Below are 20,691 nucleotides of genomic sequence, written 5' to 3'. Positions count from 1 at the left end.
CGATTTTCCCGTGTTTCTCCTTCTCATCGTCTCCTTCGTCTGGGCGTTTTCCTTCGGCCTCATCAAGGGCCGGCTGGCCGGCGTCGATCCGACCGCCGTCGCCACCCTGCGGCTCGCGCTCGCACTCCTCGTCTTTCTGCCGTGGCTGCGCCTGCGCGGTGTATCCACGGCGATGCGATTTCGGCTCGCCGCCATCGGCGCCATCCAGTTCGGCGTGATGTACGTGCTCTACCTGCGCGCGTTCGCCCACCTGCAGGCCTACGAGGTCGCGCTGTTCACCATCACCACGCCCTTCTTCGTCACGCTGCTCGACGGCGCCATCCGACGCCAGTTCGTCGGCCGCCACGCCGCCGCCGCCCTGCTCTCCGTCGCCGGCGCCGGGGTCATCGTCTGGCAGGGTCTGGCCCTCTCCAGCACGGTCGTCGGCGTGCTCCTCGTGCAGGCCTCCAACCTCTGCTTCGCCGCCGGCCAGCTCGGCTGGCGCCACGCCCGCGCGCAACTCGGCTCCGGGGTGTCCGACGCGTCCGTCTTCGCCCTCCTCTACGCGGGCGCCTTCGCCGCGTCGCTGGCCTGGTCCTTCACCACCACGGACTGGCTTGCGCTCCGGCTGACGTGGTCGCAGGGCGCCACGCTGGCGTACCTCGGCGTCCTCGCCTCCGGCGTGTGCTTCTTCTGGTGGAACATCGGCGCCACCCGGGTGAACGCCGGCACGCTCGCCGCCTTCAACAACGCCAAGATTCCCCTCGCGGTCGCCTGCTCGCTCGTGTTCTTCGGCGAAAGCGCCAACGTCCCCCGGCTCCTGCTCGGCGGCGCGCTCATGGCCGGCGGCGTCTGGCTCGCCGAGTCGCGCCCGTCGGCCCGCCGCTGACGGACCGCCTTTTCATTTGCGACGGCCCTCACCGTCCGGCTTGCTCGCCCGTCGCTCGATGCCCGCCCAGCCGTCGCCCATCACGCCCCTGTCCGCTCTGCCGTCCGACGCCCCCGACCGCCGCGGCGTCCTCGTGGCCGCCCTGCTTCTGGTGCTCGCCATCGCGCTGGGCTACGCCAACTCCCTCTCCGGGCCGTTCGTGTACGACGACTACATGTCGATCCCGTACAACCCGACGATCCGCGCGCTTTCCGCCGACGTACTCCGTCCGCCGGGCGACGGCGCCACCGTCAGCGGACGCCCCGTCCTCAACCTGTCCTTCGCCCTCAACTACGCGATCGGCGGGCTCGACGTCCAGGGCTACCACCTGGTCAACGTCGCGATTCACGCCTGCGCCGCGCTGGCCCTGCTCGGGCTTTTCCGCCGCACCTTTTTTCTCGCGGCCCCGCCCGACGCCCTGCGTCGACACGCGTTGCCGGTCGCGGCCGCCCTCGCCGCCATCTGGGCCCTGCATCCGCTGCAAACCGAGTCGGTCACGTACCTGGTGCAGCGCGCCGAGTCGCTCATGGGGATGTTCTACCTGCTGACGCTCTATGCGTTCGTCCGCAGCACGCAGTCCACGGCGCCCTTCGGCTGGCGGCTCGCCGCCTGGGTCGCCTGCGCCCTCGGCATGGCCACCAAGGAGAACATGGTTTCGGCCCCGCTCCTGGTGCTGCTTTACGACCGCGCGTTCGTTGGCGGGAGTTTTGCCGCCGCCTGGCGCGCCCGGCGCGGCTTTTACCTCGCGCTCGCCGCCACCTGGCTCCTGCTCGCCGCGCTCGTGCTCACCACCGGAGGCAACCGCGGCGGCTCGGCCGGCTTCGATGTCGGGATCAACTTCGTGCCGTATGTCCTCACGCAGATACCGGCTTTCGTGCGGTACGCTTGCCTGTGCGTTTGGCCGTATCCGCTGGTCTTCGACTACGGTGCGTTCTTCGTGCAGCCCAACGCGGCGTTCTTTCTGCAGGCGACCGTCGTCGCCGCGTTCCTCGTCGGCACCGGCTGGAGCCTCATCCGGTTTCCGAAGCTCGGGGTCCTCGGTTTTCTCGCCCTCGCGGTGCTGGCCCCAACTTCGCTGATTCCCGGCACGACGCAGATGGTCGTCGAACACCGGCTGTACCTCCCGCTCGCCGCCGCGGTCGCGCTTCTCGCCCCACTGGTTCGCCTCGGCCGTCCCGTCATTCTGGGCCCGCTGGCCGTGCTCATCGTCGTCGCGCTCGGCGGCGCGACCGCGGCGCGCAATCGCGTTTACCAGACGGAAGTCGGGCTTTGGGCCGACACGGTCGCCAAGGCGCCGGCGAACACCGTGGCGCGCAGCAGCTACGGCGCGGCACTCGCCGGCCTCGGCCGTCGTTCCGAGGCCCTGCGCGAGCACCTCGCCGCACTCGCGCTCAATCCCGAATACGTGCCCGCGCTCGCCAACGTGGGACTGGCCCTCTCCGAAATGGGCCGCCCCGCCGACGCGCTGCCCTACCTCACCCGCGCGGTCGAGCTGAGTCCCCGCAAGGCCGCGGCGCACCTCAACCTGGGCATCACGCTGGGACTGCTCAACCGCAGCCCCGAGGCCTTGGCGCATTTTGCGGAGGCGGTGCAGCTGAATCCGCTCCTGCCCGCCGCGCACAACAACTACGGCGACGCGCTCTGTCGGAGCGGCCAGGTCGCGGAGGGCTTGCACCACCTCGACCAGGCGCTCGCGCTGCAGCCCGATTACGTCGAAGCGCACCTGAACCGCGCCGCCGCGCTCGTCCGGCTGCAGCGAATGCCCGAGGCGCGCACCGCGTTCGCCACTGCCATCCGGCTGAAGCCCGGCGACGCCGCGCCCTACATCAGTTGGGCCAACTTCCTCCTCAACCAGGGGCAACTGGCCGAGGCGTTGGCCGCCTACGAGTCCGGCCTGCAGCTCAAGCCCGACGCCGCCGACGCCCGCTACAGCTACGCCACCGCGCTCGCCCGCGCCGAACGCTACGCCGACGCCGTCTCGCAGTTCGAGGCAACCCTGCGGCTCCGCCCCGACGACGCCTCCGCCCACAACAACCTGGCCAATTCCCTCGCCGCGCTCGACCGCGTGGCCGACGCCATCCCGCACTACGAGGCCGCGCTCAAGCTGCGTCCCGACGACGCCCGCACGCACGACAACCTCGGGCTCGCGCTTGCCCGCAGCGGTCGCCTCGCCGAGGCCGCCAAACACTTCGCCACGGCCGTTCGCCTCGACCCCAGCCTGACCGAAGCCCGGGAACACCTCTCGCGCGCTCAGGCGCAGGAAAAGGGATTGAGGGATTGAGGGATTGAGGGATTGAGGGCCGTCGCGGGATGTCGTAGCCGCCCTTCCCTCGTTCTCGATTTTCGTTCTTCAATCTTCGTCACAGAGCACACCGAGGCCGGAGGAGGACACAGAGGAAGACCCGCCCCCCTGCGCCCGCGCATTCCGGGTCACGGCCTCACGGCCGGCAGCTCAGTCGTCCACCGCCTCGAAGCCCTGTTCCTTCAGGCGCGCCAGGTGGTCCTTCATCACCTTGAGCGCCTCGGGCGGGTGCCCCTGCCACTCCTTCACCTCACCCACAATTCGGACCGGCGCCTTCGAACGATACGACTTCGTGGGGTTTCCCGGGAAGCGCTTGTCCGTCAGGTTGGGGTCGTCCACGAACGGCCCCGTAGGCTCGACGATGTAGATTCGTCCGGTGCCATCGCCGACCGCCAGCTCCGCGCCCCAGACCGCCGCCTCCAACGTGGCCGCAAAGTAGACGTGGTTTGCCTTCCGCCGCTGCCCGTAGTTCGACGCGTAGCCGGGACAGATCAGGTCACCGATTTTCAGGTCGATGCGGGTGCCGTGGTAATACGGCGGCGGGCTCGGGTAACGTGGTCCCTCCGCCGCAGAAACGTGAGTCATGGTTCCTCCGAAGTTGAGCGTTGCGACGCCTCACGAGAATGCGGTCGCGCGTATCCGCAACTCCGCGACCCGCTTTCCCGTCGTCGCCAGAATCTCGCCAGCCCACCGGCGGGCCGCGATCACACCACGTCCTGCAGCGCGGGGCCGAGTTCCGGGAAGGCGAATGCAAAGCCGAGTTCCAGAAGTCGCGTCGGGACCGCGCGCGTGCTCGCCAGCAGCGCCTCGTCCGCCATCTCGCCCAACGCCAGTCGCAGCGCCCAGGCCGGCGCCGGCAGAACCGCCGGCCGGTGTACGGTTCGCGCCAGCGCGCGGGTGAAGTCCACATTGGTTACCGGCGCCGGCGCCACCACGTTGAGCACGCCGCCGAACCGTTCGTCCCGCAGCGCGCACTGGGTCACGCCGACCACATCGTCGAGGTGCACCCAGCTCATCCACTGCCGGCCCGAGCCCAAACGGCCGCCCAGGCCGGACCGGAAAAGCGGCCGCAGCCGCGCCAACGCCCCGCCCTCCTTCGCGAGCACCACCCCGAGGCGCAGGCACACCACCCGCGTGCCAAACTTCGCCGCCCGCTGCGCCTCGCTTTCCCACTCCGCGCACACCTCCGCCAGCAACCCGCGTCCGAACGGACTCGATTCGGTCACGATCTCGTCGCCGCAATCCCCGTACGCCCCGACGGCCGATGCATTCACCAGCACGCGGGGCGGCCGATGCATCGCCGCCATCGCCTCCACCAGCGTAGCCGTGGCGTGAATGCGGCTGGAGCGGATCCGCTGCCGCCGCTCAGCCGTCCAACGGCCCGCGCCGATGTTCTCGCCCGCCAGGTTCACCACGGCATCCACGCCTTCCAACGCGGCGGGATCCAGCAGCCGTTGCGGGGGCTGCCATGCGATCGCATCGCGTGCCGCAACGCCGCCGCGCTCAAGCCGCAGGACATCATCACCGTCCGCGCGCAATTGCGCTCCGAGCGCCCGCCCGACCAATCCCGACGCGCCTGCGATGACGATCTTCATCCGGCCCCATTCTCGCGCAGTTTGTGGAAAGCCGCCAGCGCCTCGGCCCGGGCGGTCGCATGGTCGACGATCGGCCGCGGATAGTTGCCGCCCAGCGCGACGCCGGCGCGCGCCAGTTCCTCGGCCGGCGCCTCCCACGGCGCGTGCACGTGGGCGGCGGGCAATCGCGCCAGCTCCGGCACCCAGCAGCGCACGTAGGCCCCTTCCGGATCGAAGCGCCGCCCCTGCGTCACCGGGGCAAAGATCCGAAAATACGGCGCGGCGTCCGCCCCGCACCCCGCCGACCACTGCCAGTTGAGCGTGTTGGCCGCCAGGTCGGCGTCGACCAGCGTGTCCCAAAACCACGTCGCGCCTTCGGTCCACGGCAGCCGCAGGTGTTTCACCAGGAATGACGCGGCGATCATCCGCACGCGGTTGTGCATCCAGCCCGTCGCCCACAACTGCCGCATCCCCGCATCGACGATCGGATAGCCGGTGCGGCCCGCGCGCCACGCGGCGAGTTTTTTTCCGCCCGGATCGGCGGCCCACGGGAACCGCGCGAACGCCTCCCGCAACGGCGCCTCGGGCGTGTGCGGGAAGTGAACCAGGAGATGGTGCGCAAACTCCCGCCAGCCGATTTCGTTGAGGAACACCCCGGCGCCGCGGCTCGGCGGAAACACCCCTGACTCGCGGCCCTGCGCCGCCACCGCCGCCCACACCTGCCGGGGCGAGACCTCGCCGTAATGAAGATGCGGAGACATTCGCGAGGTGCCATCCTCCGCCGGCAGGTCGCGCCCCTCCGCGTAGTCCTCCATCGCACCGCGCGCGAACCGCTTCAGCCGCGCCGCGCCCCCCGCCTCACCCGGTTCCCACGGGCCGTAGAACCCGCGGTCCCAAGCCGGTCGCGGCGACAGGTGCAGCTCCGCCAGTGCCAGCGATGCCGGCCAGCGGGACGGCACCGGCCACGGCCCGGCCGGGACCTTCTCCGGTGTCGGCACCGGGAGCGTTTGCGCGTGCCGCCAGAACGGCGTGAAGACCTGGAACGGCGTGCCCTGCTTGTTGCGCAGTTCGTCGGGGTCGAACAGGAGCGTGCCGGCAAACTCCGCGGTCTCCACCCCCGCCGCCTTCAGCGCTGCCGCAACCGCAGCGTCCTGCCGCCGGGCGGCAGGCTCGTACCTTCTGCTCCAATACACCGCCTGCGCCCCGGTCGCGCGCACGATCCGCATCAGTTCGGTCGCGGTATCACCGCGGGCGAGGATCAGCCGCGAGCCGCGCTCCCGCAGCGCTGCCTCGAGCGCCGCCAGCGAACGGTGCAGCCACGACCGTGCCGCCGCGCCGCATGCCCAGCGGCCCTCACCGGCATCGTCGAGCACGTACACCGGCACGACCGCACCGCCGCGGCGAAGGGCGGAAGCCAGCGCCGGGTGGTCCTGCAGCCGGAGATCCTGACGGAGCCATACCAGGGTGGGAGCCATTCTCCGCCCACAAAGCCCGCAACCCGTCCGGCGGCAAGGGGGTAATAGTCCTCCCGCCTTGTCACCCGCGCCCTCATCCTCGTTCTCGTTCTCGAAATCGTTCTCGTTCTCAAGCCGGGCCACCGACGCGCCCGCGCTCAGCGGCGTATCACCCCACATCTTTCTCTTCCTCTTCCTCTTTCTCTTACTCTCACCAATCCGTGGTCGGTCGCCCCCCGCCGCAGGCATTTGCCAACCGGCGCACGCGCGCGCCGGTCGAGAGAACGAGAACGAGAAAGAGAACGAGAACGATTGGGGGGGGGCACCGGCGCGCGGCCGGGCCTCGGTCGGAGAAAGATAAAGAGGAAGAGCAAGAGAAAGACCGCGCGGGCGGGCCGCCCGCGCTAAGGCAGCCAGGGGTACTTCCGGGCGTCCGGCTTCCGCTTCTCGCGCTGGGCGCGGTGAAACTCCTTCGCCTCGTCGCTCATGTAATAGAGCATCGTCGCGTTGCCCGCGAGTTCCTGGATCCCCGCCTGGCCGTCGAGCTCGGCGTTGAAGCCGCTTTTCAGCAGCCGAATCGCCAGCGGACTCTTCTGCAGGATCTCGTTCGCCCACTTGATGCCCTCGGCCTCGAGCTCCGCGACCGGGACAACGCTGTTCACAAGCCCCATCTCCAGCGCCTGCTGCGCGTTGTACTGACGGCAGAGATACCAAATCTCCCGCGCCTTCTTCTGACCAACCACCCGGGCAAGGTAGCTTGAGCCGAAGCCGCCATCGAAAGACCCCATCGCCGGCCCAACCTGCCCGAAGATCGCGTTGTCGGCGGCGATCGACAGGTCGCACACCACATGCAGCACGTGGCCGCCGCCAATCGCGTAGCCGGCCACCAGCGCGATCACCACTTTCGGCGTCGAGCGGATGAGTTTCTGCAAATCGAGGACATTGAGTCGCGGCACGCCGCCCGCATCGATGTAGCCCGCGTGGCCGCGCACCGCCTGATCGCCCCCCGCACAAAAGGCATACTTGCCATCCTTATGCGGTCCCGCCCCGGTGAGGAGGACCACGCCGATCGTCGGGTCTTCACGGGCGTCCAAGAATGCATCATACATCTGGGCAACGGTTTCCGGACGGAACGCATTGCGCTTCTCGGGCCGATTGATCGTCACTTTGGCGATTCCGCCGGCCTTGTGGTAGAGGATGTCGGTGTAGTTTTTGGCGACCTTCCAATCGAGACTCATGCCCCAGACCGTGCAGGGTTTCGGCGCGTTGTCGATCGGGCAGAATCAAGCCGATAGTTGCCAGCGACATAAAACAGCTTGGAGGAGCCGGACCCATCGTAGAGACTCTTCCTTTCCCTGATGAGCCACCAACCGACACCCCTCAGCCGGGGCGCCCAAATCGCGCTGTCGATCGGTGCGCTCGGAGTCGTGTTCGGCGACATCGGGACGAGCCCGCTCTACGCGCTCAACGAGACGCTCCGCACCCTCCCGCCCGTCGAACGGATCGAAGGCGTACTGGGTGCCCTGTCCCTGGTGTTCTGGGCCCTGACGTTCGAGGTCAGCTTCAAGTATCTCGGCTTCATCATGCGGGCCGACAACCGCGGTGAGGGCGGCATTTTCGCCCTGCTCGCGCTGAGCCACACCGATCGCAGCCCCACCAGCCGCACCGGCAGCTGGTTCACCCTCCTGATCCTTTTCGGCGCCGCGCTGCTCTACGGTGACGGCGTCATCACTCCGGCCATCTCCGTACTCGGCGCGGTCGAGGGCCTCAAGGACATCGATTCCCATATCGGCCCGGCCGTGCCGCTCATCGCGTGCATCATCCTCGGCGCGCTCTTCTGGGTGCAGCACAAGGGCACGCGCATCATCGGCAGGCTTTTCGGCCCGGTCATGCTGGTCTGGTTCGCCGCGCTCGCAGTCCTGGGCGTCTGGAACCTCGTGCAGCAGCCGGTCGTCCTGCATGCGCTCAATCCGCTCCACGGCCTTCGCCTCCTCGCCACGCATCCGCTGCACGCCACCAAGCTCCTCGGCGTGGTGATCCTCGCCATCACGGGCGCCGAGGCGCTCTACGCGGACATGGGACACTTCGGCCGCAAGGCCATCGCCCGCGCCTGGTACTTTGGCGCCTTCCCCGGTCTCGCGCTGTGCTACTTCGGCCAGGGCGCCTACGTGCTGCTTCACCCCGAGGCGACCGAAAATCCCTTCTTCGCCCTCGCTGGCCACGGGGCCGGGCGCTACGTACTGATTCTGCTTTCGACCATGGCGGCGATTGTCGCAAGCCAGGCCCTCATTTCCGGAACCTACTCGCTCACGCGCCAAGCCATCCAGCTCGGCTATTTCCCGCGCCTCCAGGTACGGCACACCAACGCGGAGCTCGTCGGCCAGATCTATCTGCCGTTCGTCAACACCACGCTGGCCATCCTGACGATCGCCGTCGTGCTCTATTTCCAGACGGTTGAACGGCTGATCACGGCGTACGGCGTCGCCGTCACCGGCACCATGGTCGTCACCACCCTCGCCTTCTACCGCGTCACCCGCATGCGCTGGAAATGGAAACTCTGGCACGCGCTCCCGCTGTGCGCGGTGTTCTTCCTCTTCGACCTGGGCTTCTTCGTTTCCAATCTGCACAAGTTCGTCGAGGGCGGCTGGCTGCCGCTCGCGATCGCGCTCGGCGTGCTCGCGGTCATGCACACGTGGAAGACCGGCCGCGCGGAAATCTACCAGCGCGTCTACGGCAACAACGTCACCGAAACCGAGCTCACGAGCATCGCGCGCAGTAAGCACGTCACCCGCGTCAGCGGGGCGGCGGTGTTCATGGTGGGCTCCCCCACCGGCACGCCGATCGCCCTCCTGCATCACGTAAAGGCCAACCGCGCCCTCCACCAGACCGTCGTCCTCCTGAGCATCGCGACCGAGGAGGTGCCGAGCGTGCCCGAGGCCGAGCAACTCACCCTCTACGAGATCGGTGAAGGCATCTGGCGCGCCGTGGGCCACTACGGGTACATGCAGTCGCCCGACGTCAGTGCGCTCATGGAGCAGGTCCGCGGCCGCGGCGTGGACATCAATCCCACCGCCGCGACGTATTTCTTCAACCGCGAGATGATCATCTCGGGCGGCAGCGCGCGGATGTGGGAGTGGCAGAAGAGTCTCTACGCCTTCCTCAGCCGCAACGCGCGCCCGGCAAAAGACTACTACCGGATCACGCCATCGCAGATCATCGAGATCGGCCTGCCGCTCCAACTGTGACGCCCGCCGCTCCGTCGTCCACGTCGGCCAATTCCGAGACGGTCGCAGGTCCGGCGCTGCCACCCGGCTACGCCCTGCGCGAGTTCACCCTCGCGGACTTCGAAACCGCCACCGCCCTGTGGCGGGTGAGCGAAGGTGTCGGGCTCAACGAGGCCGACTCGCGCGAGGGCATCACGCTCTTCCTCACCCGCAACCCGGGGCTGAGCGTGGTGGTCACCGCCGCCGACGGCACGCTGGTCGCCGCCGTGCTGTGCGGGCACGACGGCCGGCGCGGCTACCTGCACCATCTCGCCGTGGCGAAGAGCCACCGCGGCCGAGGCCTCGGCTCGGCGATCGTCCGCGACTGCCTTTCCCGTCTCCGTCGCGCCGGTATCCAGAAGTGCAACATCTTCCTCTACGCCACGAACGCGGCCGGCCGGGAGTTCTGGCTCCACCAGCGCTGGACCTCGCGCGGCGACCTCGTCGTTCTGCAGCGCAGCACCGGAGCCTAATCGGCAGCGTGCACCTCCAGCGCGCGGCTCTTCGAGCCCCTGCGCAGGACACCCCCCGCACGAGGGCTGCAATTATAAACGCCCTGCCAGCAGTAAGTACCGGGATAATGTCCAGATACTCCGGAATAATGTCCAGATACTCGCCCATAATGTCCGGATACTCGTCCGATCGTCGGCGCCCAACCTCTCACCCGCCCCTCCCCACACCCACTCTGACTCTCACACCCACTTTCACCTTCACTCTCACTGTCACTTCGGCGGGGCGGAGCGCGTTTACCGCGCTCCGCCCCGCCGAGGAACACGCTTCAAATTCGCGCTGAAACGCGTTCACTACCGCTTCCCATGACCGTCTCCGACCAACTCTTCGAACGTGCCAAGCAACTGATCCCCGGCGGCGTCAACTCGCCCGTCCGTGCCTTCCGGTCGGTGGGCGGCGCGCCGTTCTTCGTGAAGGCGGCGCACGGGGCGAAGCTCACGACGGCGGACGGCCGCGAGTTGATCGACTTCGTGTGCACGTGGGGCCCGGCGATCCTGGGTCACAACCATCCCAAGATCCGCGCGGCCGTCGCCGAGGCGCTCGACCGCGGCACGTCCTTCGGCATCCCCAACCCGTACGAGGTGGAAATGGCGGAGCTGATCGTGCGCTTCGTGCCTTCCATCCAGAAGGTCCGCATGTGCAACAGCGGCACGGAGGCGACGATGTCCGCCATCCGACTCGCGCGCGGCTTCACGCGCCGGGACAAGATCGTGAAGTTCGCCGGCTGCTACCACGGCCACTCCGACTCGCTCCTGATCAAGGCCGGCTCGGGCGCGCTGACGCATGGCAATCCCGACAGCGCCGGCGTGCCGGCCTCCTTCGCCCGCGAGACAATCGTCGTCGCCTACAACGATCGCGCGGCGCTCGAGGCGGCATTCGCCGCCAACCCCGGCCAGATTGCCGGCGTGATCGTCGAGCCGTTTTGCGGCAACTGTGGTTTCATCATGCCCGACGCCGGGTACCTGCAGTTCCTGCGCGAGATCACCGCGAAGCACGGCACGGTCCTGATCTTCGATGAGGTGATGACGGGATTCCGCATCGCGCGCGGCGGCGTGCAGGAGCGGGAGCAGATCACCCCCGACCTCACCTGCCTCGGCAAGATCATCGGCGGCGGCCTCCCCGTCGGAGCGTTCGGCGGCCGGGCGGAGATCATGGATCAGCTCGCGCCCCTCGGGCCGGTTTACCAGGCGGGCACGCTCAGCGGCAATCCGCTCGCCATGGCGGCTGGCATCGCCGGGCTGAAGCTGCTCGAGGAGCTCAACCCTTACGCCCAACTCGACCGCCTGGGCCGCCAGTTGAAGGATGCCGTGCTCGCGGCCGCCCGGGCCAAGGGTATTCCAGTTCAGGTGCCGCAATGCGGCTCGATGTTCAGCATTTTCTTCTCGGCCACGCCGGTGCGGGACTTCGCGACCGCCCTGCAAGGCGACGCCAAGGTGTTCAACCGTTTCTTCCACGCCTGCCTCGACCGCGGCGTGTACCTCGCGCCCAGCGCCTATGAAGCCGGTTTTCTGAGCACCGCGCACGAGGGCGCCGACATCGACCGCGCCTGCGAAATCTTCACCGAGTCCATCCGCAAGCTGTAGGTCGCAAACGCCGGGGACGATCTCCGTCATTTCGACATCCGACCTCTGGCCCCTGCGTCCGAAGGATGGTCCAGAACGCACCCGGCCTCTGACGTCGACATCTGGCATCTGACATCCGGTCTGGCCTCCGGCTTCAGGCTTCTGGCTTCCGGCCTCCGTCTTCCGGCCTCCGGCTTCCGGCTTCTGGCCTCCGGCTTCCGGCTTCCGGCCTCCGGCTATTTCGCCGCGACAGCGGAGCGCGTTCCGTTCGCCGTCAGTGTAAGCGCCAGCGTACGGCAGCCCTTGATGTCCATCTTGCCGGTGCCGAGCAGGGGCAGCGCTTCCACGCGGTGAATGATCCTCGGAATCCAGAGGCCAGGCAGGCCCGCCTCGAGCAGGCGCCCGCGCAGCTCTTCCGCCGAGACCTCGCGGGTCGTCAGAAGGACCAGCGCCTCGCCCTTGGCTTCGTCGGGCACCGCGGTCACGACCAGTTGCGGGGAGTCGGTGGGTTCCCAGGCGAAGACGTCGATGATCTTCTGCTCCACGGTCCCGTGAGGAACCATCTCGCCCCCGATCTTGGAGAAGCGCGAAAGGCGTCCCTCGATGAACAGGAAACCGTCCTCATCGAAGCGGCCGAGGTCGCCGGTCACGAACCAGCCGTCCTTGAGGACCGATCCGGTCTTTTCCGGCTCGTTGAGATAGCCGCCGAAGACGTTGGCGCCGCGGAAAGCGACGATCCCGGTCTCGGTCGCGGAGCGTTCCTTGCCCGTGTCCGGGTCGAGGATACGCGCCGTCATACCCGGCATCATGCGGCCGGTCGCGCCGAGGCGCTTGCCGATCTGCGGCCGGTTCGTCGCGGCGGCGATCGGCGGATGCGGCTGGTTCACGTTCGCCACGGGTGACGTCTCGGTGAGGCCATAGCCCTGGAGAATCTCGATGTGGAACGTCTGGAGGAAGGCGCGATAGAGGTCGTCCGGGAGCTTCTCCGCGCCGCTGACCACGACGTCGAGCGACTTGAGTTCGTGCGGCTGCGCCTTCTTGAGCAGCGGCCGCAGGAACGTCGGCGCGCTGATCATGATCGTGACCTTCTCCTCGGCGATGGCGTCGATGATCTTGCGGGTGTCGAGCGGGCTCGGGACGGTGACGATCTGGCAGCCGCGCATCATGGGGTACCAGAGGGTGACGGTGAAACCGAAGCTGTGGAAGATGGGCAGGCAGCCCATCAGCGAGCAGGACTCGGGCAAAATGGAGAGCGACGAAAACTGGGCGCAGTTCGCGAGGACGTTGCGGTGGGTCAGGACGACGCCCTTGGGCTCGCCGGCGCTGCCGCTGGTGAAGAGGAGGCCGGCCTCGGTGCGGTCGCCGACCTTCGGGAGGTGCAGCAGATTGGCGCACCACTGGTTGGGCAGGAGCCACGCGGCGAGCAGCCACGGGATCATCGCCTTCTTGCCGCCGGCTTCGCCGAGGACGGTGGGCAGGTCGAGGGTCTTCTCCGGCCACGGGAAATTGGGCACCTTGGTGCGCAGGGCGTTGGCCGAGATGATGGTGCTGACCTTGCCCACACGGAACGACGCCTCGATGGAGGCGCGGCCGGCGGTGAAGTTCATGTTCACCGGATGCTTGCCCGCACAAAGGATCGCGAGGTTGGCCACGAACGCGCCGATGCCAGGCGGCAGCACGACACCGATGCGATCATCGGGGACGGTCTTCTTGAGGTGCTGGCACAGGACCGCGGCGGCGGCGTAGAGCTGGGCGTTCTTGAGCACCTTGCGGTCAGCGGTGCGGTCAATCACCTGCACATGCTGCGGGTGCTTGGTCAGGCCGCGAATGCACTCGCGGGCCAGATTGCGCCGGAGCACGGGACGCTCCTCGAACGCCACCGCGCCGAGATCGAGCAACTCCTGGCGCGCCCACGCCGTCGTGGCCTGGTCGTAAGCCTGCGGCTTGCCCATCGCGACAAACACGGGCGTGGGCAGGAGGCGCGGCGACTTCCAAAGGTACTTGTTGCCCGCAAAGGAAAAGACGGAGCCCCAGAGACCATCGTGCGCCGCCGCGACGACGGGCACCTTGGCCTGGCGCGCGAGCAGTTCGAAGCTCTTGCGCACCTGCATCAGCTGGCCGGTGCGTGAAATCTGCCCCTCGGGGAACAGGCACACCACCTCACCGGCCCGCAGGGCCTTGGCGGCACGCTTGAAGCCCTCGGCGGGTTGGCGGGGCGAGATCGGAATGCAGCCGCCCAAGCGAACACAGAAGCGAAAAAGCAGGCTGCCTTCGAACAGCTCCTGGCTCAGGAACCGAATCGGACGCGGGCAGGCGAGCTGCAGCACGATGGCGTCGACGTACGAAAGGTGGTTCGCGATGAGCACGACACCACCGGTTTGGGGGAAGTTCTCCGTGCCGCTCGACCGCACGCGGTAAAGCAGGCGGGCGATGAGGAGGGCAACGGCTTCGATCCAAAATGGGAGTAAGGAGCGCCGACGGAGTACAGGCCTAGGCATGAAGCGGGGTACTTTTATGCTTTGTTCCCGCGGGTCTGTTCAAAGCATTTTTCTCCAAAGTTCGCCCGCGATTTGCAGGTCTTCGCATGCAATTTGCCAGTCCGCGGTTACAAAAGCCGCGGGATCGTCACCCCGGCCCGGAGGCCGCCGGCCAAGCCGGTTCGCGCGCCTTCCCGGGAGGCGACGCTGCAAGCCATTGGCCACGCGACGAACACGCGCCCCTCACGCCCGCCGTGCCTGGTCCCGCGCCTCGCGGAGGTCGCGCGCCAGCGCCGCAAAACTGGGAAAGTCGTTCTCCAACCGGCGGGAGTCGCCGCGAAAACGCGCGACCTCACGCAGCGCGCAATCGATCTCATGGGCCAGGCTCGGGCGATCGGTGCCGTAGACGCGGGCCTTGAGCTCCGCGCGCGAATAGGGCGCCCTTCCCCGCTCCTGCCCATCGAGCCACGCGACCTCCGAAACCTGCGGGTCGCGCCCGCACAGGTACCACGCCTCAATGGCCGGCACCGCGATGCCGACCGCCCGCAGCAGCCGTTGCCGGCCATGGGCGGGAGGCATGTTCTTCGTCGTACGCCGAAACACGGCGCGCAACTGGCACATCCGGCACTGCGGATGGTAGTACTCCGGCGCGTCGTGGGCCGCCGTATGCACGACCGAGTCGTCCGCATCGACCACCACCCCGAGCACGTCGGTATCGGTATTGAAATGCAGGTGGCGAATCACCGCCGGCAGCACCTGGGCGACATTGGGCCAGCCGCGCGCCCGAAATCCGGGCGAAACAAACCGGGGCGGCGCGCCGAGCACCGCCGTCACCAATCCGCGCAACGCCGCCTCGTCCGCTGGAGATTCGCTCAGCAGCGCGACCTTCATGGCTCGTCCGGCACCCCTCCCAGGATGCCGCTGAACCACATGTCGCCGAGGTTTCCCTCCTGCAGCAACTGCGGCAGGTCGGGACGGTCCGTCAGCCGCTGAAACTGCGCCTCGCGCCCGCGCTTCTGCGTGATGACGACCTCCTCGGGATGCTCGCGAAAGAGGTCGATGAAGTAAGGCGAATGCGACGTGACCACGACCTGCACCGGCGCCCGCTTCAGCCCAAACGCCTGCGGATAGCTCAGCCGGTAGAGCGCGTCGCGGATCTCGCGGAGCAGCCGCGGGTGGATGCCCCGGTCGACGTCCTCCATGCAGATCACCGCCGGCGGCCGGGGATCGAACGCGAGCGCCAGCATGCCAAGGATGTAGAGCATGCCCTGCGACATTTCCGATGGCGTCACCAGCCCGTCATCAGCCAGCCGCAACCCAAGTTCGACGTGTCCGTCCCCGCGCACGTCGAGTTCGAGCGAGCGGAATTCCGGCGTGATCCGCAGCATTTCAGCCGTGAGGGCGGAAAACAGGTCGGGCGCTTCGCGCCGGATCCGCGTCAGCACCGCCGCCATGTTGGCGCCATCTGTCGCAAGTTCCGCGCCGGAGGCCGCCAGCGGTGGCTGCGCCATGGTCGTGTGATCAAGGGTAAAGCCGCGAATGCGCGCCCACTGCTGGCGCAGCTCCTGCCACCCCGCGGCATCGGGCGGTTCCAGCGCGAGCCGACCGACATCGTCCTCCGACGAACACTGCACGCGGGCGATCAGCGTCTCATGTGGCGCGTCGAAGCGATATTCGAGTGACGGGCCGGGCGCGGGCGGTTCAGCCGCGGGAAGGTTCGCCGGCGGCGGCACGCCGAAGGCGCGCAGCCGCAAAATCGACTCCATGAGGCTCGTCTTGCCGCTGCCGTTCGGGCCGACAACGAGGTTGAAGGCTCCGAGCGAGACGCTCGTCGCGCGCAGAGCCTTGAAGTTCCTGAAAGCAACAGCGGCGATCACGCCGCGAGCCTCGCGCGGGAACGCGCCTCGCGCCAGCCGAAAGCTCGGTCGCCAGCAGGGCGATTCGACGGCAGGCGCACGCCACCGACGCCGCGAGCGCCTCGGCCGGCGCGGCTATTTGCCGCGCAGCCGGTTGATCCAGTCGACGGCCTTTTCCGTCAGGCCCGTCTTCTCCACCGCCAGCGCCACCAGCCGGTTGCTCAACTCGGTCGTGTCGACCTTGGCGAGCGTCCCCTGCACGCGCACCGGGATGGTGCAACTCGCGTAGCCAAGATTGTCCGGCTTCGGATCGAGCACCCCGAGGTACTTCATCAACTCGGCCGGGCGGCCCCGCGCGCGCAGCTGGTACTCCAACGCCAGGAAGCCCTCTCCCAGGGAGCGGCCCGGCGCGCCGAGGGAGCGGCCGGTCCCCGTGATGCGAATCTCCGGAGAAATCAGCGTGATCTCCTTCACGTTCATCTGCCCAAGCGCATCGCGGGACACGACGATGCTCAACTGGTCGTACGCGATCGCCGACAGGATGCGGGCCAGCTCGTTCGCCGCCTGCGAGCGGCTCGTGATCTCGTCGTAGTCCGGCTTCTTCCCGGCCAGCGACGTGATCGCGTGTCCAGCCGACGCCAGCCACGTGGCGAGCTTGCTGGAGTTCTCGACGAGATTGCCGACGTTTACCGACAGCCCGCGGAATACCCCCGACCTGCTGGTAAGCTGGAAATCGCCGGCGGCGCCATGCGAGAGCTCCTCGAGGGAAGCGGCGGCGGCCTGCAGATGGGAGTTGATGGTGAAACGGCCCTCGATCGTCGGCGGCTGCCCCGGATTCACGCTCGCCAGCAACGGGCCGGGATCCACATCGGAGAGCGACAGGTCGGCGTTGAGGCCGTAGGGCGGCCGCTTCTGCGCGGAGAAGGTCACCGCGCCGTTGGCCTGCGCCCCTCCCTCGCCCACGGCGGCGCGTAGATTGTCGAATTTCACGGCATCGCCACTGAGCCGCAGGGTTCCGATGACGTTGTTGAGCGTCAGCGTGCGGGAGTAGACGAGCTCCTTGAGCTGGACGCCAACCGTGCCCTTCAACCCGGCCCAAGCCGGAGTGGCGGACGCCCCGTCGCCCGCTTTTGGCGGCAACATCTCGCCGAGCACGCGCGCATCGCCCAGGTCGAAATGCTGGCTGAGCGCATGGCCGTCAAAGGTGCCGCCGCCACGTGCAGGTTTGTACGTCCCGGCCACGGTCACGTCGGAGGTCCGCTCCTCCCGCACCAGCGTGACAGGGACATTCACCGTCACGGTGCCGTCCTCCGCGATATCCGCCCGGACCGTCGCGGAAACCGCAGGCAGCGCGACGTTGGCGGAGGCACCGCTGGGCAAACCAAGGTTCTTCACGCGGACATTGGCCTGGATCTCCTGCCGGCGGCCGAGGCTCGCGGCAAACTCGATGCTCGCATCGCCCCGGTCGATCGCGAGGAGCTTGGCCGCCAACGGCTGCGCGAGCAGGGCGCCAAGGTCGACGCTCAGCAAGCCAGTCGCCTTGATCGGCTGATTCGCGCCGGCGAGCTGGCCGGCCTTCGCATCGAGGAGCAGCATGCGCGCTTCGCCGCTGCGGGCGGTGAACCCGTTCACCTCCGCCTGCCAGCCCTCCGGCGTGAAATCGCCGGAGGTCGACAAGGAAAGGTCAAGGTGCTGGAGCACGGCCTTGCCGCGGTGGCGCAGCTCGAGGTTGCGCACAATCAGCGGCACCCGCGTGCGGAAGCTGAACCCACCCGCGCGCGGCGTGGCGACGAGTTCACCACGTACGTTGCTGCCGGTAACCTGAACCTGGGGAAAAATCGGTCGGAGCCACTCGAGCGGCAGTCCCTCCAGCGCAATGCCGATGAGATCGCGCGCCGGATCCGCGGCACTTACCTCCCGCGCATGCGCGGTGAACTGAAACGGCTGCAGCGCCCGAATCGTTCCCACCGCCCGCCACGCCGAATCGGCCGCCGCGGGGGCGCCCCCGTTGCTGGTTGCGACGGCGACATCGAGTTTTCCCACGGTGAGGACGTCGCCCTGGCGCGCAACGTCCAGGTCGGCCGACAGCTTGATCGCACCGAGTACGGCGAGGTCGGGCTTCAGGACAGCGAGGTTCTCGAAAGTGGCATCGAGCTTTCCCGTGGCGTGCACCGTCGCCAACGACGGCTCGGTCTCAAACGTCCCCTCGCCCAAGGCGCTGAACTGCGGCACGCGCCAGCCCAGCGCGAACGGCGCCAGATCGACGTGGCGCACATCGAGCTGCCATGCCCCGGTCAACTGGTCCTTGCCGTGATTCGGAAACTCCGCCTGCAGCGCGGCGAGCCGCCGGTCGCCGCGCGTCACCCGCACGGAATATGTCTCCGCCGCGCCGCTGCGCCGCGCGCCAAGTTCGGCGTGAAGCGGCACGGGCGCCGTGAGCTGCCCGCCACTCGCGGTGGCGTCCAGCCGCAGGCCCACTTCGGTGAGCGTGCGCGGCGTATCCATCGTCGCGACCAGGTTGCCCTCGGCGGTCACCGCGTTGACCGTCTCGTCGCGGAACGTCGCCTTGGCGTTGACCTTGAAGTCGGCGCGCCGCCCCGCCCCCAGTCCGCCGCCGGACATGTCGACCAGGACGCGACCGCGGTCAGCCGGCAGGATCACCTGCCCCCGCACGGCCAGGTGATCGACCGCCAGGTCATAGGGCAGCCGCACGGGATCAAAGACCCCGGCAAACGTCGTCGGCGTCAGCGCGGCCGGGGCGCCGGACGCGGCGACCGGAGGCGTGCCTTCGTTCGCCGGCTGCCGAGCGGGCTCGGACGCGGCGGACGGCGGCACGTTGGCCGGGGCGACCGGTTCGACGAGTGTGACGGTCCATCCCTCCGCCGTGAGCGACGCGATGGCAAACTGCCGGCTCCACACCGCCCGGAGCACATCGAGTTCGATATGAACCGCCGGCGCGTGAAGACGCAGCCCCGGCTCCTCATAGCGAATCTCGGTGAGGTCGACGTACCTGAAGCCGGCGGACACACGTTCGACCGCGAGGTGCACTCCCGGGGTGCCAGCGACCGCACGCCGGAAAGCCCAGGTCTGGAACGCCGAGGAAAACACCACCACGGCGGCAAGCAGGACCAACGCCGCCACGACGGAGGCGCTGATCACGATGAGCCGGATGGGTTTCATGAGCGGAAGATGTGGCACACCAAACCGGTGGTGGCGACTACGGTTATGACGACCGGAGATGCCACCAGTTGTACGGATTCTGGGCGACGTCGGCGGGCTGGGGCTCCCCTGTTCTTGCCATCCGGCGACAGGGAGGCACGGCCACGGCCAGCCTGTCGCGCCGTCCCCCTGCAGGCCGCGCGGCTCGTGGCCCTGCGGCATGCCTGCCGGGAGGGCCGCGAGTCACCCAACCGGGCTCAGCGCGTCACGAATTCGTCGGCGAGGCCCATCGCCGTGCGGAGGGCCGCGACCGCGACATTGTACGAATAGAAGGCCTGGATCTGGTTCGTGCGGGCCGTGGTGAGCTCGACCTGGGCCTGGAGAACATCCAGCTGCGTGCTGGTGCCGGCCGCGTAACGGGCGTTGGCGAGGCGCACGGCTTCGGTCGCCTGCTCCACGACCTTTTGCGAGGTCTCGGCGAGTTCGGTCGCTTCCTGCCACTGCGAGTACGCGCGGCGAACCGCGACGTCGACCGCCAGCTGCGTCTCGGTCAGCCCGAGGCGGGCCTGCTCAACCGCGGAACGAGCCTGGATGACGCGACCGGCGGTGGCCCGCCCGTCGAAGATGTTCCACTGGGACTGGACGCCGCCGAGGAACCCCTCCGGGGAGTCGCGAAAGGCGTTGGTCGAGCCGCGACGGAGCGCCCAGCCACCGAAGGCGGACACCGTCGGGAGGTAACCGGCGCGGGCGGTCTTCACGTTCTCCTGGCCGGCATCGACGAGCTTCTCGAGCCGCTTGAGGTCGGGCCGATTGGCGTGGGCGGCCCCAAACGCGGACGCGAGGTCGAAGTTGACCGGCGTGAAGTCGAGCGTGCCGACAAACTCCGGCGGCCGGCTTTGCGGATCGCGCGAAGCGCTGGTGTAGCCGGCAACCTGCCGCAGGGTTTCAATGGCGAGCCGGTAGTCGTTGCGCGCGGTGATCAACGGCGCGCGGGCGTTGGCCACGGCGACCTCGGCGCGGAGTTGTTCGAAGCTCGAAACCGTGCCGGCGCGGTAGCGGTCGGTCGCGGTACGCAACTGGCTTTGGAGCAGCTCGAGGTTGGACTCCTGAACCTTGATCTTCTCCCGGGCGAGCAGGACGCCATAGAAGGCGGTGCGCACCTGGAGCAGCGCGTCGTTGATCGTGGCCTGGAGGTCGAGCACGGCCGCCTCGCGCGCGAGGTTGGAGCCGCGCACCGCCGAGCGCACGCCGCCGCCGGCGAAGAGCACCTGGGTGGCGGTGACGCTGATCTGCCAGGACCGGTCGGCCGCGGGAATGTAGGAGCTGATCTCCTTCTCGTTGAGCTGGTAGGTACCGGCGGCGCCGACATTCGGGATCTGCCGGGCCCGCACCTCGAGGACGACACCCTCCTGCTGCCGGATGCGCTCCTTCGCCTGCCGGATGGCGAAGTTGTTCTCCAGCGCGAAGGCGATCGCGCTCCGCAGGTCCAGCGTTTCAGGCGCGGGACCGGTGGGAGCGGCAGCGGCGCGACCCGGAGCGGCGCTCACGCTGAGGAACAGTGCGGTGGCCAGGAACACGGCCAGTGGGCGCACGGGCGTGAAGGATTGGCGGACGAGTTTCATGGTGA

At 68.4% G+C, this 20,691-nt stretch carries 14 protein-coding genes; 5 read left to right on the top strand and 9 right to left on the bottom strand.

Annotated features, from left to right (window positions below; genetic code table 11):
• Positions 1–10 precede the first annotated feature (10 nt).
• Positions 11–868, top strand: coding sequence for an EamA family transporter (locus tag DB354_RS03045; RefSeq protein ID WP_107833955.1), 858 nt, complete (start codon positions 11–13; stop codon positions 866–868).
• 58 nt (positions 869–926) lie between these two features.
• On the top strand, positions 927–3,188 hold the full coding sequence (locus tag DB354_RS03040; RefSeq protein WP_107833954.1) for a tetratricopeptide repeat protein: 2,262 nt from the start codon (positions 927–929) through the stop codon (positions 3,186–3,188).
• Between the two features lie 171 nt (positions 3,189–3,359).
• Here the strand turns inward: DB354_RS03040 and arr are convergent, their stop codons facing one another.
• The 4 genes from arr to menB all read right to left on the bottom strand — a co-directional run bounded on the left by arr (position 3,360) and on the right by menB (position 7,475).
• On the bottom strand, positions 3,360–3,794 hold the full coding sequence (gene arr, locus DB354_RS03035) for an NAD(+)--rifampin ADP-ribosyltransferase (protein WP_107833953.1): 435 nt from the start codon (positions 3,792–3,794) through the stop codon (positions 3,360–3,362).
• Positions 3,795–3,913: 119 nt separating this feature from the next.
• Entirely contained in the window at positions 3,914–4,804 is an 891-nt protein-coding gene (locus DB354_RS03030; RefSeq protein WP_107833952.1) for a TIGR01777 family oxidoreductase, read from the bottom strand.
• Positions 4,801–6,258, bottom strand: coding sequence for a deoxyribodipyrimidine photo-lyase (locus DB354_RS03025; RefSeq protein WP_107833951.1), 1,458 nt, complete (start codon positions 6,256–6,258; stop codon positions 4,801–4,803). The genes DB354_RS03030 and DB354_RS03025 overlap by 4 nt, the downstream gene beginning before the upstream one ends.
• Before the next feature lie 383 nt (positions 6,259–6,641).
• On the bottom strand, positions 6,642–7,475 hold the full coding sequence (menB, locus tag DB354_RS03020; RefSeq protein ID WP_107833950.1) for a 1,4-dihydroxy-2-naphthoyl-CoA synthase: 834 nt from the start codon (positions 7,473–7,475) through the stop codon (positions 6,642–6,644).
• Positions 7,476–7,595: 120 nt separating this feature from the next.
• Between menB and DB354_RS03015 the strand changes: the two genes are divergently transcribed.
• The 3 genes from DB354_RS03015 (at position 7,596) to hemL (ending at position 11,593) form a co-directional block, all read left to right on the top strand.
• Entirely contained in the window at positions 7,596–9,482 is a 1,887-nt protein-coding gene (locus DB354_RS03015) for a KUP/HAK/KT family potassium transporter (protein ID WP_107833949.1), read from the top strand.
• Complete coding sequence (locus tag DB354_RS03010; RefSeq protein ID WP_199226780.1) at positions 9,479–9,973, top strand: GNAT family N-acetyltransferase; 495 nt, start codon at positions 9,479–9,481, stop codon at positions 9,971–9,973. The genes DB354_RS03015 and DB354_RS03010 overlap by 4 nt, the downstream gene beginning before the upstream one ends.
• 342 nt (positions 9,974–10,315) lie before the next feature.
• Positions 10,316–11,593: a glutamate-1-semialdehyde 2,1-aminomutase gene (gene hemL / locus DB354_RS03005; protein WP_107833948.1), complete on the top strand. Its 1,278-nt coding sequence runs from the start codon at positions 10,316–10,318 to the stop codon at positions 11,591–11,593.
• A gap of 215 nt (positions 11,594–11,808) precedes the next feature.
• On the opposite strand, the gene DB354_RS03000 is transcribed toward hemL, so the two are convergent.
• The 5 genes from DB354_RS03000 to DB354_RS02980 all read right to left on the bottom strand — a co-directional run bounded on the left by DB354_RS03000 (position 11,809) and on the right by DB354_RS02980 (position 20,686).
• Complete coding sequence (locus tag DB354_RS03000; RefSeq protein WP_107833947.1) at positions 11,809–14,070, bottom strand: AMP-binding protein; 2,262 nt, start codon at positions 14,068–14,070, stop codon at positions 11,809–11,811.
• Between the two features lie 222 nt (positions 14,071–14,292).
• Entirely contained in the window at positions 14,293–14,940 is a 648-nt protein-coding gene (locus tag DB354_RS02995) for a hypothetical protein (RefSeq protein WP_107833946.1), read from the bottom strand.
• Positions 14,937–15,926 carry an ATP-binding protein gene (locus DB354_RS02990; protein ID WP_107833945.1) on the bottom strand — a complete coding sequence of 330 codons (990 nt, stop codon included), beginning with the start codon at positions 15,924–15,926 and terminating at the stop codon, positions 14,937–14,939. The genes DB354_RS02995 and DB354_RS02990 overlap by 4 nt, the downstream gene beginning before the upstream one ends.
• Positions 15,927–16,040: 114 nt before the next feature.
• Positions 16,041–19,085 (bottom strand): AsmA-like C-terminal region-containing protein, encoded by a 3,045-nt coding sequence (locus DB354_RS02985; RefSeq protein WP_107833944.1) that lies wholly within the window; start codon positions 19,083–19,085, stop codon positions 16,041–16,043.
• Positions 19,086–19,321: 236 nt separating this feature from the next.
• Complete coding sequence (locus DB354_RS02980) at positions 19,322–20,686, bottom strand: TolC family protein (RefSeq protein ID WP_107833943.1); 1,365 nt, start codon at positions 20,684–20,686, stop codon at positions 19,322–19,324.
• Positions 20,687–20,691 lie beyond the last annotated feature (5 nt).

This window comes from Opitutus sp. ER46 (assembly GCF_003054705.1).
GTDB lineage: Bacteria > Verrucomicrobiota > Verrucomicrobiia > Opitutales > Opitutaceae > ER46.
Note: the sequence above shows the minus strand (reverse complement) of the source record. Positions and strands in the feature narration are given on the sequence as shown.